Raw genomic sequence first — 15,756 nt, forward strand, 5'->3', positions numbered from 1 at the left:
TAAGTGGAAAATGGTACAATTGACAAAGAATCTCAGGGCGGCAGGTGGAATCATTTGAACAAAACATATCAAGTGCGGATCGTGTTATCTGTTCTTGCATTTATTTTAATTTTAAGCTGGGATTTCTTTTATTATCTAGGCGGCTATCAAATTAATTGGCCGCTCGATCTAGCCTTTACAGTCTTGGTTTTAACAGGGATCTGGGTTGTCTCAGGCTATGTAGACCGCTTAAACCTACTTGTGTCAGACTTAAATACGAGAGAGAAAGAAGCACACGAACTGACAGAGCGGCTGAATCGAATCACAGATAACTTGCAAGAAATCGTCTTTGAAACAAACGAAAAAGGTGAAATTATTTTCTTAAATCAAGCATGGACACAAATGACAGGCTATGACATAGAGGAATGTCTAGGCACGATGTACAATCAGTACTTTGATCAAGAGGAGCGCGTGGTCCAGCATTTGTTATCTGTGATCAAGGAGCATAAGGATGCGGGGCGGGTAGAACTGCAGCTTCTCCATAAAGAGGGAAAGAAGGTATGGGGAGACGTTCATTACAAGCTCTATTTTGATGAGCATCACCAGTTTACTGGAGGGATTGGAACGGTTGCTGATATTACGAAACAAAAGCAGGCAAAGCTTGAGCTTGAAAGATCCAATCAGCAATTGCAAATGCAGGCGCAAAAGCTGGCTGTTGCAGGACAAATAGCCGCTGGAATCGCGCATGAAGTCAGAAATCCACTGACATCAGTAAATGGCTTTTTGCAGCTGATGAAGACACAATATCCTGAAAGAACCGATTATTTTGACATTATCTTTTCCGAAATTAAACGGATTGATTTTGTTTTAAGTGAGCTGCTTGTATTGGCTAAGCCTCAAGCGGTCCATTTTCAAGAAGTCCAGCTTCATGAGCTCCTAGAACAGGTGATTACCTTATTAAAAACAAATGCCGTTCTTTCAAATATTGATCTCAAACAGCCATTTAAAAAGCAGGATGCCGGTGCAATCCTAGCAGACGCTAACCAAATGAAGCAGCTGTTCATTAATTTAATTAAAAATGCGATTGAGGCAATGCCAGAAGGTGGCAGCATATACATATCTACAGAAAAAGTATTGAATGAATGGAAGATTACCATTCAAGATGAAGGAAATGGGATGTCTGAAGAGGATATTCAAAAAATATATGATCCTTTCTTTTCAACGAAAAAAGAAGGGACAGGGCTTGGTTTGACCATCTGTGCGACGATTTTAAAAGATCATCAAGGAAGAATGGACGTATCCAGTGAGCTTGGAAAAGGCACAGCTTTTCAAATCTATTTGCCTGTGTGTCAAAAAAGCAGACAGCAGCAAGTTGAGAGGACGTGAAGTCATGACGATGAAAGCTTTATTTGTATATGGGACGTTATTGCAGCATGAAGAGCACCACGAAGCGTACATGAAGGAAAGCAGGCTATTAGCTAAATCAGCTTGGATGAGTGGAAGGATCTACGATACAGGTCAAGGATATCCAGCGTGCGTCCACTCAGAAAAAGGCACTGTATACGGGGAATTGTACGAGGTGACCGCTGACACGTTGAATAAGATAGACGTACTAGAGGAAGGGTATGACAAGCAGGAAATCAATGTCATGACGGATCAAGGTCAGGTAGCAGCCATGACATACACTTTGCCAGAGCAGAAGGCATCAGCGCTGAAAGCAATAAAGAGAGGGAGCTGGAAAGCTTATAGACTGTGGCAGCAGAAGCCGTCATCCTTCTATTATTTTGCCTATGGCTCCTGTATGGATGATGCAAGATTTAAGCTGGCAGAAGTCGATCATCACTTCAAACAAATCATCGGCGGAGGAGTACTAAGCGGTTTTACCACGAGATTTACATTGGTGAGGCCAGATGGATCAAGAGCTGATATGGTAGAAGACGGCGGCGAAACAGAGGGTGTTTTATATGAAGTTCCTTTTGATGCCATTCGTTATTTGTATAAACGAGAAGGAGTATATGAAGGTACATATCGTCCAGCTTTTGTCGATGTCAAAATAGGTGATCAAATTTATGAGAACTGTTTAACCTTTCTTGTGCTTCAAAAGAGCGAAGAAATCGCTCCGCCAGCTCATTATCGCAGTGAAATTGAAAAAGGAGCAGACCTTTACTTAAGTGAAGCGTTCCGTAAAAAAATTCGTTCGCATATGGATTCATTAATCAAACCGTAGTAAAATGCATGTTAAGTGAGATAAAAGGAGTCTGAACATGAAAAAGGAATATGCAGTCATTGGTCTTGGACGCTTTGGCGGAAGTATTTGCAAGGCGCTGAGCGAAGAAGGACTTGAAGTCATGGCCATGGATATGAATGAAGATCGAGTGAACGAATACGCGAAAATTGCCTCACACGCGGTCATTGGCGATTCGACCGACGAATCCGTTTTAAAAAATCTTGGTATTCGTAATTTTGATCATGTCATCGTTGCAATTGGCGAAAACATTCAGGCAAGTATTTTAACAACGATTATGCTGAAAGAGCTTGGCGTCAAAATGGTCACCGTGAAAGCGCAAAATGACTACCATGAAAAGGTGCTCAACAAAATTGGAGCGGATCGCATCGTTCATCCAGAGCGAGATATGGGCAGACGGATTGCACATAAAATTATTTCAAATAACGTGCTCGATTACCTCGAGCTGTCAGATGAGTACAGCCTGATTGAGATTGTTGCAAACAACAGGCTTGCGGGGCATTCTCTTTTAGATCTTGATATTCGGGCAAGATACGGCATCAACATTGTGGCGATTAAGCGCGGAAAAGAAGTCATCGTTTCCCCTCTGGCAGATGAAATGATTCAAAAAGAAGATATTCTTATTGTCATAGGGGCAGTAGCCGATATAGGACGCTTTGAAAAACGAGAAATGCAGAACGATTATTAAACACTCCGATGACGGGGTGTTTTTTTATATGAATGTGTACATGACAGGTGGACATTGAGAAGGAAATAGACACTGAAAAGGGTTGCTTTGTTCATGTATAACCTCAAAAATGAGTCATCATATTTTTCGTGCAATTATCACTATTCAGAAATAAAAAACAGTGTTTTGATATGGTTGATTTTCTCTAAATGTCATTGACTGGGCAAACAGATTCGTTTACGATAAGAAACATTATATTGTTTACTTGGAGGAGGCAGTGTCGTTGGATAAGGAGCTTTTCAGACATCAAATTGAGGTAGCAGCAAAGAGAAAAAAAGCAGCCCTCGTGATTAAACATGCGAAAGTCATGGATGTGTTTAACCAGGAATGGATAGACGCTGATGTCGCTGTTGAAAATGGACAAATAGTCGGGATAGGGGAGTACGAGGGAGAACAGGAGCTGGATGCAGCAGGTCAAATGCTTGTACCTGGTTTTATTGATGGCCACGTTCATATCGAGTCTTCTATGGTTACCCCTGCTGAATTCTCCAAAGCTGTCGTTCCGCGCGGTGTGACAACTGTCGTAACAGACCCGCATGAAATTGCCAATGTGTCAGGTATAACAGGCATACGTTTTATGCTGGAAGAAGCGAGAAAAGCTGCCTTACATATTTATTTCATGCTGCCATCCTGTGTACCGGCAGTCAGTTTTGAACGATCAGGTGCTATATTAAAAGCGAAAGATTTAAAGCCCCTTTATCAAGAGAAGGAAGTGCTTGGTCTTGCTGAGGTGATGGACTATGTCGGTGTGGAGCAGGCAGAAGAAGATATGCTTCAAAAGCTGCTTGATGCTCAAAACGAGAATAAATTAATTGATGGCCATCTAGCAGGCTTAACAGACCGATTAATAAACGTCTACCGGACGGCCAATGTCCAAACAGACCATGAGGTGACAACAGCAGAGGAAGCCCTTGAACGTGTGAAAAGGGGCATGTATGTCATGCTGAGAGAGGGATCTGTTGCCAAAAACGTGAAAAATGTTTTACCTGCTGTGAATGAGAAGAATGCGAGACGTTTTTTCTTTTGTACAGATGATAAACATTTAGATGATTTAATGGCGCAGGGAAGTATTGATGAGCAAGTACGGATGTCCATAAAAGCAGGCTTAGATCCATTTTTAGCCTATCAAATGGGAAGCTTAAATGCCGCAGAGTGTTTTGGTCTTAAAACAAAGGGAGCCATTGCACCAGGCTATGATGCTGATTTTATGCTCGTCTCAGACCTGCATCATGTAGACATCTCAAGCGTATTTATTGCGGGAGAATTGGTTGCGCAGCATGGAGAGTACAAACCGAGTGTCGAAAAGATTGCACCGAGCCCAGCATTATTACAATCTGTTCATGCAGTAGACGTTCAAGAGCAAGATATTGCACTGCCTATCACAGACGATCAAAAAATGAATGTCATCCGTATTATTCCGAATCAGCTTGAAACAAAGTTAGAACAAGTCACTCCTTCAGAAACGAACGGACAATTTACAAGTGATACAGAGAGAGATGTATTAAAAATGGTGCTTGTCGAACGTCATCAAGGTTTATCTGAAATGGGGGTAGGGATTGTCAGCGGCTTCGGCATCAAACAGGGCGCGATTGCAACAACGGTTGCACATGATTCACATAACTTAATTGCAGTTGGCACAAATGATGCCGATATTATTAAAGCGATTGAGGCGTTAAAAGAAGCAGGCGGCGGTTTGACCGTTGTCAAAGAAGGCCAGTCTCTTCATACGCTGCCATTACCGATCTCCGGTTTATTGTCAGATCAGCCGGCACATCTCGTCAATGAAAGCCTCCATGAACTCCATGAAGCACTAAAAGAAACTGGTTTTTCCTTAGACTTTAATCCGTTTTTGACGCTGTCCTTCTTGGCACTTCCAGTCATTCCTGATGTGAAAATGACAACAAAGGGCCTGTTTGATGTCAGAAGCTTTCAGCACCTCCCAATTCAATCATAAAAGAATGAGAAACTGCATGTATACCTTGTATACGTGCGGTTTTTTTCAATGCTTGATGAAAAAAAGAGACACAGCCAGTCGGCTCGTGTCTCTTTTTGTTATTACACTTCCATAATAATCGGTAAGATCATTGGGCGGCGTCTTGTTTTTTCATAAAGGAAAGGTGCAAGTGTGTCCGTAATTTCGTTCTTAATTTCCGACCACTGAGTTGTCTTACGTTCCATTACTTTTTCAAGATGCTTTGAAATCAAATCTTGTGCGTCGTTGATGAGGTCTCCAGATTCTCTCATGTAGACAAAGCCTCTTGAGATGAGATCAGGACCAGCAGAGATTTTGAATTCTTTCATGTCCATGCTGACGACCACAATGACAAGACCTTCTTCTGAAAGAATGCGGCGGTCTCTTAAGACGATATTCCCGATATCGCCAATTCCGCTTCCGTCGATATACACGTTACCTGATGGAATTTTGCCAGCGACACTTGCTTCGTCACCTTTTAGTGCAAGAACTTCACCGTTATCCATGATAAAGCAGTTTTCCTCAGGAATTCCGCAATCATTCGCAAGTTTAATATGCGTTTTTTGCATGCGGTATTCACCGTGAATCGGCATAAAGAATTTTGGTTTAATTAAACGGAGCATCAGCTTTTGTTCTTCTTGTCCGCCGTGACCAGATGTATGAATATTATTGAGTGAGCCATGAATGACCTCAGCGCCAGCACGATAAAGCTGGTTAATGGTGCGGCTTACACTAATATTGTTACCCGGAATCGGTGAAGATGAGAAGACAACAGTGTCTCCAGGATTAATCGAAATCTGGCGGTGAGTGCCGTTTGCAATACGTGAAAGAGCAGCCATCGGTTCACCTTGGCTCCCAGTACAAAGAATGGTCACTTTGTTTGCTGGTAGACGGTTGATTTCATTATGTTCAATAAACGTGTTTTTCGGACATTTAATGTAGCCAAGATCTTGTCCAATATCAATGGCAGACTCCATACTGCGTCCAAACACAGCAACTTTTCGGCCGTTGGCAACAGCGGACTCAATGACTTGCTGAAGTCTGTGAATGTTAGAAGCAAACGTAGCAAAGATGATACGTCCGTCGACTTTTCTAAAGATGTCATCAATGCTTTCGCCTACGCGTCTTTCAGACATCGTAAATTCTGGAATTTCACTGTTTGTACTATCGGATAAAAGACATAGAACGCCTTCTTTCCCGATTTCAGCCATTTTTGTTAAGTTGGCAGGCTCGCCAACAGGCGTAAAGTCAAACTTGAAATCACCTGTATGTACGATGTTACCAGGAGGTGTCTTCACGACAATTCCATAAGAATCTGGAATACTGTGTGTTGTTCTAAAGAAAGACACAGCTGTTTTTCTAAATTTAATGGTATCTTCTTCTTCAAAAATGTGAAGTTTTGTTTGTCTCAAGAGGCCGTGCTCTTCCAATTTATTACGAAGTAGGCCGATTGCGAGTTTGCCGCCGTAAACTGGAATATTCACTTGCTTGAGAAGGTAAGGGATACCGCCGATGTGGTCTTCATGTCCGTGAGTGATGAAAAGACCTTTGATTTTATCTTCGTTTTTAACTAAGTACGTATAGTCAGGGATGACGTAGTCAATTCCAAGAAGCTCATCTTCAGGGAACTTAATACCAGCATCAATTAAAATGATTTCATCTTGAAATTGAACGCCATACGTGTTTTTACCGATCTCGCCTAAACCGCCGAGCGCAAAAACTGCCGCCTGATCGTTTTTAACAAATTTCATTCCTCTCATAGCTCCAATACTTTAAAATTTTCACTTTCTCGTTCATAGTCTAAAAAAGCACCGTCTACAGGCTGAATGAATTCAATGTTGTAGCTATGTTTTTTCAACTTATCGCGTACGTCTCTTTCAGAAACCGCTTCAACGTATAGTGAATCTGTGTGTTCTCTTACAGGTACCTCAGTAGTACTTGCCTGAAAAAATACCTTATATATCATCCAAATCTCTCCTTAAATACCGTATGTTACACTCGCTAATTCTATTATATTAAAAAAACGCGCATAAGAAAAGTCTCTGAGAAAAAAGGACCTTCGGCAAATGTGCGGAAGATCCTTTTAAGCGATCGATTTTTTACGAAGCATGTCCTTCCATTGTCTTCTAATTTTCTTGCGCAGACGACGAAGCATCACAGGTCGCCTCCTTTCGGTTTGAAGTCAGATTAGACCATGTATTCCGTTCTCTCTTTATACTTGTATTATATGACGATTCCATTGAATGTTACATGGTTATATGTGGGAAATAGGCGTTTTCATAGGAAGTGGTTTCGAAAGAGGAAATCTTTCTGTATGATGAAAGGGAGTGGGTATACATAACAAGAGACAGGAGACGGGATATGAATAAAAAAGTCATCTTCTTTGATATCGACGGTACTTTATATGATCATGATAAAAAAATACCTGAATCAACGAAGCGAGCGGTTCGCTTATTAAAAGAAAAAGGTCATCATCTCTTTATTGCATCTGGGCGTTCGCCTTTTTTGATTCAGCCTATTTTAGAGGAATTAGGGCTTTACTCCTTTATTGCTTATAACGGTCAGTATGTCATGTATGAGGGAGAGGTCATTTACGGCAATCCGCTGAAACTGGAGCTGATGGAGCAAATTTATGAAACGGCGGATCGTCATGATCATCCGCTTGTATTCATGGGGGAAAAAACGATGAAGGCTTCTGTGCCAAATCATCCGTTTATCCATGAGGGGATTGGGACTTTAAAAACAGAGCATCCTGAGCATGATTTGTCTTACTTTAAAGAAAACGAGATTTTTCAAATGCTGTTATTCTGTAAGGCTGAAGAGGAAGTCCAATACGAGGCGTTCCGCGAAGAAATTGATCTTGTCAGATGGCACGAGCTGTCAACAGATGTCCTGCCAAAAGGCGGGTCGAAGGCTGAAGGCATTAAACGAGTCATCGAAAGGCTGCCTTACGATCAAAAGGATACCATTGCCTTTGGAGACGGTCTGAACGATCGAGAGATGATTTCATTTGCTGGAACTGGCGTTGCCATGGGAAATGCTGTGAATGAATTAAAAGATTTGGCTGATTTTGTGACAAAGCCAGTAGATGAAGACGGCATATTCTATGCAGTGACTCATCTAGGCCTCATTGAAGAGTAAAAAAAGAAGACCCTTAGGCTAATGGGTCTTCTTTTTATTTTATGATCTGCCGATCGCAACAGAGTTGTCTGGCTCAGCGAAGGGCTGATCCTTTTGAATATGATCATAAAACATAATGCCGTTTAAATGGTCGATTTCATGCTGAAAAACAATGGCCGGGAACCCTTTTAGGCGAATATCAATGTCTTCTCCTTCAAGCGTTGTGGCCTTCACCCTGATCTTTTGATATCGAGGGACAAATCCAGGAATGGCTTCATCAACAGATAAGCAGCCTTCACCAGTTGCTAAATAAGCTCTTTTGACCGAGTGACTGACAATGCGCGGGTTGAAAAGGGCATAGCTGTATTCCTCTCCATCTTCGTCCTCACAGTGAACAGCGATCATCCGTTTACTGATATTAATTTGCGGAGCTGCTAGTCCAACGCCGGGTCTGAGTCCATACTTTTCAGCCATGTCAGCATCCTGACTATTTTTGACGAATTCAATCATGTCAGCTAATTGCTGTTTTTCCTCTTCTGTCGGCGGGAGCTCGACCGCTTCAGCTGTTTGTCTTAATACGGGATGTCCGTCCCGTACGATATCTTCCATGGTAATCACAAATCTTCACTCCTATTTCCTTTGTATGTAAAGTATATAAAATGATACACAACATATGCAATGAAATAAAGAAGACCGGTCCTATGAGACCGGTCAGAGGCTTAAACAGCCATTAGCAGCAGCCGCCACCGCCGCCGCCTAAGAATGCTGCGCCAACGATGATTAATAGGATGAAAAGGACAACGATTAAAGCGAATGTCCGTCCTCCGCCGTATCCGTAGCCACCGCCATAACTTGGGTAACAACAGCCACCGCCATATCCACCACCGTATCCATACCCGTGACCGCCGTATCCACCATACATACTTCCATGACTATAATTAGACATACTTTTGACCTCCTTTGGAAATACACTCGGCCTCTCATAAGTGAAGGCGAAGCGTGTAATATAAACTATGTATGAATGCACTATTTGTATAGTCATGCGCCTATCACTTGAAAAAAATCTTCTCCGGCTCATCAGGATGACCTCTTTCCTTGTCACAAGCGCCTATAAAAATTATAGTGGTATGTGGAGATGTAAAGGGGGAACCTTGTGATGAGACAGATGAGAAGAAGCATGAAAGCATGTGCTGCTTTAGCGGGGATATGTACCCTTTTGCTGGCGGGATGCGGAGGTCAAAGTCCATTTCATGACATGCAAGATGCGATGACGAAAATGAGCGAAAAAGAGGCATCCTTTGAAAAAGAGCAAGGTACACTGCAAAGCTATGAGAAAAAAGAGCAGCAGCTCTATACAAAAATGATTCAAACCACAAAAGATCATACAAAAACAGTGTCAAGCCTTTCTGATCAGGCGTTAGCATCTGCAGCGAAACGAAAAGAACATTTAAAAACAGAAAAAGACAGCATGGATGAATCGAAAAAAGAATTGAAAACGGTAAAGGAATCTGCCGGACGTATAAAAGATACGGATTTAAAAGAAAAAGCAGATGAAACGGTCAAATCGCTTGAGAAAAGATATGCGTCGTATGACCAGCTTTACAAGGAATATCAAAAGGCGCTGAAACAAGATCAGCATTTGTATCAATCTTTAAAGAAGAAGGACTTAGGATATGAAGAGTTGAAATCCAAGCTGAAGACGGTGAACCGTTCTTATAGCAAAGTCAGAAAAGAAGGTAAGAAGTTCAATCAATATACAAAGCAATTGAATGAGCATAAACAGGCTTTGTCTAAAGCGGCAGATCAAGAATCCCAAAAGAGCTGAAAAAAACAGCTCTTTTTTTATTTTTCGACAAAAACAAACATTTTCTATTGTAGTACAGTAGCACAATCTATACTAGTACAGTTCGAGGTGTTTGTTAAACAGATTGATACAGCTCACTATAAAAAGTAAAGCGAATACATTTATTTAAATAAAGCCGTTAAATCAATTGACGGACTATTTTTCTTGTTGTAAACTAGTCCTTGTTAACAGAAGTTGTATTAGTTTTTTGTGAACTATCGTTAATACAGTTAGAAGAACTCAAAAACGAGCGATCATCTAATGTTTCGACAACGATCCTAGTGGCTATTAAATACAGGAGTCATATGAGTATTTTGGGTTATCCTATATCTGTATGTATAAATGGATTCACGACAAATTGACTGTTAAAAGAAAGGAAGAGGTGACTTTAGAATGGCTGCAAAAACAAAAAAAGCAATTGTTGATAGCAAAAAGCAATTTGATGCCATCAAAAAGCAGTTTGAAACGTTTCAAATTTTAAACGAAAAAGGCGAAGTCGTAAACGAAGCGGCAATGCCGGATCTCTCAGATGACCAATTAAAAGAATTAATGCGCCGTATGGTGTTTACACGTGTATTAGATCAACGTTCAATTTCATTGAACCGTCAAGGACGTCTTGGCTTCTATGCGCCTACAGCTGGACAAGAGGCTTCTCAGCTTGCAACTCACTTTGCACTTGAGAAAGAAGATTTCATTCTTCCAGGATATCGTGATGTACCACAATTAATCTGGCATGGCCTTCCATTAACAAAAGCGTTCTTGTTCTCTCGTGGACACTTTGTTGGTAACCAAATGCCTGAAGATGTGAATGCACTTTCTCCACAAATCATTATCGGTGCACAAATCATTCAAGCTGCTGGTGTAGCTCTTGGTTTGAAAAAGCGCGGTAAAAATGCTGTTGCAATCACTTACACTGGTGATGGCGGAGCTTCACAAGGTGATTTCTACGAAGGTATCAACTTTGCAGGGGCTTACAAAGCGCCAGCGATTTTTGTTGTCCAAAACAACAGATATGCAATCTCTACACCTGTTGAAAAGCAATCTGCTGCACAAACAATTGCACAAAAAGCAGCTGCAGCTGGTATCGTAGGCGTACAAGTTGACGGTATGGATGCATTAGCTGTATATGCAGCAACTGCTGAAGCTCGTGAGCGTGCTGTAAATGGCGAAGGTCCAACATTAATCGAAACTCTTACATTCCGTTACGGTCCACATACAATGGCTGGTGACGATCCAACAAGATATCGTACAAAAGAAGATGAAAATGAGTGGGAGCAAAAAGATCCATTGGTACGCTACCGCAGATTCTTGGAAAACAAAGGCCTATGGTCTGAAGAAGAAGAGAATAAAGTCATCGAAGATGCAAAAGAACAAATCAAACAAGCGATCAAAGAAGCTGACGAACAGCCTAAGCAAAAAGTCACTGACTTGATTGAAAACATGTACGATGTGAAACCATTCAACTTAGTTGAACAGCTTGAAATTTACAAACAGAAGGAGTCGAAGTAAGCCATGGCGCAAATGACAATGATTCAAGCGATCACTGATGCGTTACGCACAGAACTGAAAAATGACGAAAACGTTCTCGTTTTCGGAGAAGACGTTGGTAAAAACGGCGGCGTATTCCGTGCGACTGAAGGATTGCAAAAAGAGTTTGGTGAGGATCGTGTATTCGATACTCCACTTGCTGAATCTGGTATTGGCGGTCTTGCAATTGGCCTTGGACTACAAGAATTCCGCCCAGTAATGGAAATTCAATTCTTCGGATTCGTTTACGAAGTATTAGATTCTGTTTCTGGACAAATGGCTCGTATGCGTTACCGTTCTGGCGGACGCTGGCATTCTCCAGTGACAATCCGTTCTCCATTCGGTGGAGGGGTTCATACTCCTGAGCTTCATGCTGACAGCTTAGAAGGTCTTATCGCACAACAGCCTGGTATCAAGGTTGTCATTCCTTCAACACCTTACGATGCAAAAGGACTATTAATTTCTGCAATCCGCGACAACGATCCGGTTGTGTTCCTTGAGCATATGAAACTTTATCGCTCTTTCCGTCAGGAAGTTCCTGAAGAAGAGTACACAATTGAAATCGGTAAAGCTGACGTGAAACGTGAAGGTTCTGACCTTTCAATCATCACTTATGGTGCAATGGTTCACGAATCACTTAAAGCTGCTGAAGAACTTGAAAAAGAAGGCGTTTCTGCTGAAGTGATCGACCTTCGTACAGTAAGCCCGCTTGATATTGAAACAATCATCGCTTCTGTTGAAAAAACAGGTCGTGCGATCGTTGTTCAAGAAGCACAAAAACAAGCTGGTATTGCTGCAAACGTAGTAGCTGAAATCAATGACAGAGCAATCCTTAGCCTAGAAGCACCAGTACTTCGTGTAGCTGCACCTGATACTGTATTTGCTTTCTCTCAAGCTGAGAGCGTATGGCTTCCAAACCATAAAGACGTGCTTGAAACAGCTAAGAAAGTTCTTGAATTTTAATTAAATGACAGAGGGGAAAAGAATTTATTTCTCTTCCCCTTTATCAATTACAAGACCGTGTAAACATACACAACAAGGATTCAACAAAATCTAGGAGGCGAAAAACAGTGGCATTTGAATTTAAACTTCCGGACATCGGAGAAGGTATCCACGAAGGTGAGATCGTTAAGTGGTTTGTTAAACCAAACGACGAAATTAATGAAGATGACGTTTTAGCAGAGGTACAAAACGATAAAGCAGTTGTAGAAATTCCTTCACCTGTTAAAGGAAAAGTATTAGAATTAAAAGTTGAAGAGGGAACAGTTGCAACTGTAGGACAAACAATCATTACGTTTGATGCACCTGGTTACGAAAATCTTCAATTTAAAGGCAGCGAAGAAGAAGGCGAAGCAAAAACTGAAGCTCAAGTACAAGGTACTGCTGAAGCTGGTAACGAGCCAGAGAAGAAAAAAGTGGCACAAGAAGAAGCGGCAGCAGCAACTGGTGCAGGCGCACAAGAGCAAGTAGATGCTGATCCAAACAAACGCGTCATCGCTATGCCATCTGTACGTAAATATGCTCGCGAAAAAGGCGTTGAAATTTACAAAGTTGCAGGTTCTGGTAAAAACGGCCGTGTGTTAAAAGAAGATATCGACAGCTTCGTTAATGGTGGTTCTGCAGCTCAAGAAGCAGCACCTCAAGCAGCTGAAAGTGCGAAAGAAGAAGCAGCTCCAAAAGCGGCAGCAGCTCCAGTTCTTGAAGGAGAATTCCCAGAAACTCGCGAGAAAATGAGCGGCATCCGCAAAGCGATCGCGAAAGCAATGGTGAACTCTAAGCATACAGCTCCTCACGTAACATTAATGGATGAAGTTGATGTAACGAACCTTGTTGCACATCGTAAACAATTCAAACAAGTTGCAGCTGATCAAGGAATCAAGTTAACTTACTTGCCTTACGTTGTAAAAGCTCTAACTTCTGCTTTGAAAAAGTACCCAGTACTTAACACTTCTATCGATGATAAAACAGATGAAGTTGTTCAAAAGCATTACTACAACATCGGAATTGCAGCTGACACTGAAAAAGGCCTGCTCGTTCCAGTTGTGAAAAATGCAGATCGCAAAGCAATTTTCGAAGTGTCTAACGAAATCAATGAGCTTGCAACAAAAGCACGTGATGGTAAACTGGCTCCAGCTGAAATGAAAGGTGCATCTTGCACAATCACAAACATCGGTTCTGCTGGTGGACAATGGTTTACTCCAGTCATCAACCACCCAGAAGTAGCGATCCTTGGTATTGGCCGTATCGCTGAAAAAGCGGTTGTTCGTGATGGCGAAATCGTTGCAGCTCCAGTCTTAGCTCTTTCCCTAAGCTTTGACCACCGTATGATCGACGGAGCTACTGCGCAAAATGCCCTTAACCACATCAAGCGTTTATTGAATGATCCACAATTAATTTTAATGGAGGCGTAATGTCATGGTAGTAGGAGATTTCCCAATCGAAACAGATACTCTTGTCATCGGTGCAGGTCCTGGTGGATATGTAGCTGCTATTCGTGCTGCACAGCTTGGACAAAAAGTAACAATCGTTGAAAAAGGAACACTTGGCGGCGTATGTCTAAACGTTGGCTGTATTCCTTCAAAAGCATTAATCAATGCTGGCCATCGTTTCGAAAATGCTAAGCATTCTGAAGACATGGGTATCAAAGCTGAAAACGTAACAGTTGATTTCACAAAAGTTCAAGAGTGGAAAGCTTCTGTTGTTAACAAATTAACAGGTGGAGTTCAAGGTCTTCTTAAAGGAAATAAAGTAGACATCGTTAAAGGTGAAGCTTATTTCGTAGACAGCAACTCTGTACGTGTAATGGATGAAAATTCAGCACAGACTTACACTTTCAAAAATGTAATTCTTGCAACTGGATCTCGTCCAATTGAATTGCCTACTTTTAAATACACAGACCGCGTGATCAACTCAACTGGTGCTTTGGCGCTTAAAGAAGTACCTAAAAAGTTAGTTGTTATCGGTGGTGGATATATCGGTACTGAGCTTGGAACTGCTTATGCAAACTTTGGAACAGAAGTTGTCATCCTTGAAGGTGGAGACGAAATCCTTCCAGGTTTCGAAAAGCAAATGAGCTCATTGGTTAAACGTAACTTGAAGAAAAAAGGAAACGTTGAAATTCATACAAACGCTCTTGCAAAAGGCGTTGAAGAAAAATCTGATGGTGTCACTGTTACTTTCGAAGTAAAAGGTGAAGAAAAAACAGTTGATGCTGATTACGTACTTGTTACAGTTGGTCGTCGTCCAAACACGGATGAGCTTGGTCTTGAGCAAGTTGGTGTTGAATTGACTGATCGCGGAGTTGTCAAAACAGACAAACAATGCCGTACAAGCGTATCTAACATCTATGCAATTGGTGACATCGTTGATGGACCACCACTTGCACACAAAGCTTCTTACGAAGGTAAAATTGCAGCTGAAGCAATCGCTGGAGAGCCAGCTGAAATTGATTACCTTGGTATTCCTGCTGTTGTATTCTCTGAGCCAGAACTTGCAACTGTTGGGTACACTGAAGCAGAAGCAAAAGAAGAAGGAATCGAAATCGTTGCAGCGAAATTCCCATTCGCAGCGAACGGACGTGCACTTTCTCTTGATGCAACTGATGGCTTCATGAAAATGATCACTCGTAAAGAGGATGGTCTTGTTATCGGTGCACAAATCGCAGGTGTTGGCGCTTCTGATATGATTTCAGAGCTTAGCCTTGCAATCGAAGCTGGAGTGACTGCTGAAGATATCGCAATGACAATTCACGCTCATCCAACTTTAGGTGAAATTACAATGGAAACGGCTGAAGTAGCAATTGGAAGCCCAATTCATATCGTAAAATAATGAACCTATTAAAACCCTCTCTTGATGGAGAGGGTTTTTTTGAGCGCTCCCATATGAAAAACCCCTCATGAGATGAGGGGCTTTTTCATATGGATATATAAGTGCAAGGTTAGGCCATTAATTTGTATTCACGCGGTCTAAAGCGTGGCATAAGGGCGATAAAATATCCTCTTTGCTGCTGACATTTCCTTCAATCTTCACAATGACTTTTTCATTATTTACAAGTAAAATAGCCGGCAATTCGTCTACTTCATTTTTCCAGCCTTTACGATCTTCTTTCACAATCATCTTTGACATTTCCTTCGGATATTCATTCTTTAAATCGAGGACTGCATCATAATAAGGACTTTCTTTATCAAGATTTTCTGCATCTGTAAAAAAGAGAATTCTTGGTTTCTGAATATGACTGACTTGGTCGGTCTGATTCGGTATGATATACGCAAATGAGCATGAACTAAGTACAAAGAGCATGGGGAATATAATGAGAAGTGACCTCATAAAATTCAATCTATTCA

The 15,756-nt window shown here is 41.5% G+C and carries 15 protein-coding genes; 10 read left to right on the forward strand and 5 right to left on the reverse strand.

All coding sequences use genetic code 11. From position 1 onward, the window contains the following. The first annotated feature begins 54 nt into the window (after positions 1-54). The 4 genes from C6Y02_RS04980 to ade all read left to right on the forward strand — a co-directional run bounded on the left by C6Y02_RS04980 (position 55) and on the right by ade (position 4,905). A complete protein-coding gene (locus C6Y02_RS04980; RefSeq protein ID WP_106030784.1) occupies positions 55-1,365 on the forward strand; it encodes an ATP-binding protein in 1,311 nt (436 codons plus the stop codon). Positions 1,366-1,369: 4 nt separating this feature from the next. Further along, on the forward strand, positions 1,370-2,206 hold the full coding sequence (locus tag C6Y02_RS04985) for a gamma-glutamylcyclotransferase family protein (protein ID WP_106030785.1): 837 nt from the start codon (positions 1,370-1,372) through the stop codon (positions 2,204-2,206). A 37-nt stretch (positions 2,207-2,243) separates the two neighbouring features. Then, complete coding sequence (locus C6Y02_RS04990) at positions 2,244-2,912, forward strand: potassium channel family protein (RefSeq protein WP_034662681.1); 669 nt, start codon at positions 2,244-2,246, stop codon at positions 2,910-2,912. Positions 2,913-3,174: 262 nt separating this feature from the next. Continuing rightward, a complete protein-coding gene (gene ade, locus C6Y02_RS04995) occupies positions 3,175-4,905 on the forward strand; it encodes an adenine deaminase (RefSeq protein ID WP_106030786.1) in 1,731 nt (576 codons plus the stop codon). A 101-nt stretch (positions 4,906-5,006) separates the two neighbouring features. Here the strand turns inward: ade and rnjA are convergent, their stop codons facing one another. Next, the gene (gene rnjA / locus C6Y02_RS05000) at positions 5,007-6,674 is read right to left on the reverse strand and encodes a ribonuclease J1 (RefSeq protein WP_012009818.1); all 1,668 of its coding nucleotides are present in this window, start codon (positions 6,672-6,674) and stop codon (positions 5,007-5,009) included. A gap of 5 nt (positions 6,675-6,679) precedes the next feature. Next, complete coding sequence (locus C6Y02_RS05005; RefSeq protein ID WP_003211882.1) at positions 6,680-6,889, reverse strand: DNA-dependent RNA polymerase subunit epsilon; 210 nt, start codon at positions 6,887-6,889, stop codon at positions 6,680-6,682. Between the two features lie 395 nt (positions 6,890-7,284). Between C6Y02_RS05005 and C6Y02_RS05010 the strand changes: the two genes are divergently transcribed. Then, entirely contained in the window at positions 7,285-8,064 is a 780-nt protein-coding gene (locus C6Y02_RS05010) for a Cof-type HAD-IIB family hydrolase (RefSeq protein WP_106030787.1), read from the forward strand. 39 nt (positions 8,065-8,103) lie between these two features. Here C6Y02_RS05010 and def read toward each other — a convergent pair whose 3' ends face one another. Together def and C6Y02_RS05020 are read right to left on the reverse strand one after the other, a co-directional pair. Next, entirely contained in the window at positions 8,104-8,661 is a 558-nt protein-coding gene (gene def / locus C6Y02_RS05015) for a peptide deformylase (protein ID WP_034662672.1), read from the reverse strand. Positions 8,662-8,773: 112 nt separating this feature from the next. Next, positions 8,774-8,965 carry a YjcZ family sporulation protein gene (locus tag C6Y02_RS05020; RefSeq protein ID WP_106030973.1) on the reverse strand — a complete coding sequence of 64 codons (192 nt, stop codon included), beginning with the start codon at positions 8,963-8,965 and terminating at the stop codon, positions 8,774-8,776. A gap of 234 nt (positions 8,966-9,199) precedes the next feature. Here C6Y02_RS05020 and C6Y02_RS05025 point away from each other — a divergent pair, with 234 nt between their 5' ends. The 5 genes from C6Y02_RS05025 (at position 9,200) to lpdA (ending at position 15,241) form a co-directional block, all read left to right on the forward strand. Next, on the forward strand, positions 9,200-9,868 hold the full coding sequence (locus C6Y02_RS05025) for a YkyA family protein (protein WP_066030955.1): 669 nt from the start codon (positions 9,200-9,202) through the stop codon (positions 9,866-9,868). A 411-nt stretch (positions 9,869-10,279) separates the two neighbouring features. Beyond that, positions 10,280-11,395 carry a pyruvate dehydrogenase (acetyl-transferring) E1 component subunit alpha gene (gene pdhA / locus C6Y02_RS05030; protein ID WP_060596162.1) on the forward strand — a complete coding sequence of 372 codons (1,116 nt, stop codon included), beginning with the start codon at positions 10,280-10,282 and terminating at the stop codon, positions 11,393-11,395. A gap of 3 nt (positions 11,396-11,398) precedes the next feature. Beyond that, positions 11,399-12,376 (forward strand): pyruvate dehydrogenase complex E1 component subunit beta, encoded by a 978-nt coding sequence (gene pdhB, locus C6Y02_RS05035; protein WP_012009824.1) that lies wholly within the window; start codon positions 11,399-11,401, stop codon positions 12,374-12,376. 107 nt (positions 12,377-12,483) lie between these two features. After that, positions 12,484-13,824 (forward strand): dihydrolipoamide acetyltransferase family protein, encoded by a 1,341-nt coding sequence (locus C6Y02_RS05040; RefSeq protein ID WP_106030788.1) that lies wholly within the window; start codon positions 12,484-12,486, stop codon positions 13,822-13,824. 4 nt (positions 13,825-13,828) lie between these two features. After that, entirely contained in the window at positions 13,829-15,241 is a 1,413-nt protein-coding gene (gene lpdA / locus C6Y02_RS05045) for a dihydrolipoyl dehydrogenase (RefSeq protein ID WP_106030789.1), read from the forward strand. Positions 15,242-15,358: 117 nt separating this feature from the next. Here lpdA and C6Y02_RS05050 read toward each other — a convergent pair whose 3' ends face one another. Then, positions 15,359-15,739: a hypothetical protein gene (locus tag C6Y02_RS05050; protein WP_223250460.1), complete on the reverse strand. Its 381-nt coding sequence runs from the start codon at positions 15,737-15,739 to the stop codon at positions 15,359-15,361. Between the last annotated feature and the right edge of the window lie 17 nt (positions 15,740-15,756).

It is taken from the genome of Bacillus sp. NMCC4, assembly GCF_002998555.1.
In the GTDB taxonomy this organism is placed as follows: Bacteria; Bacillota; Bacilli; order Bacillales; family Bacillaceae; genus Bacillus.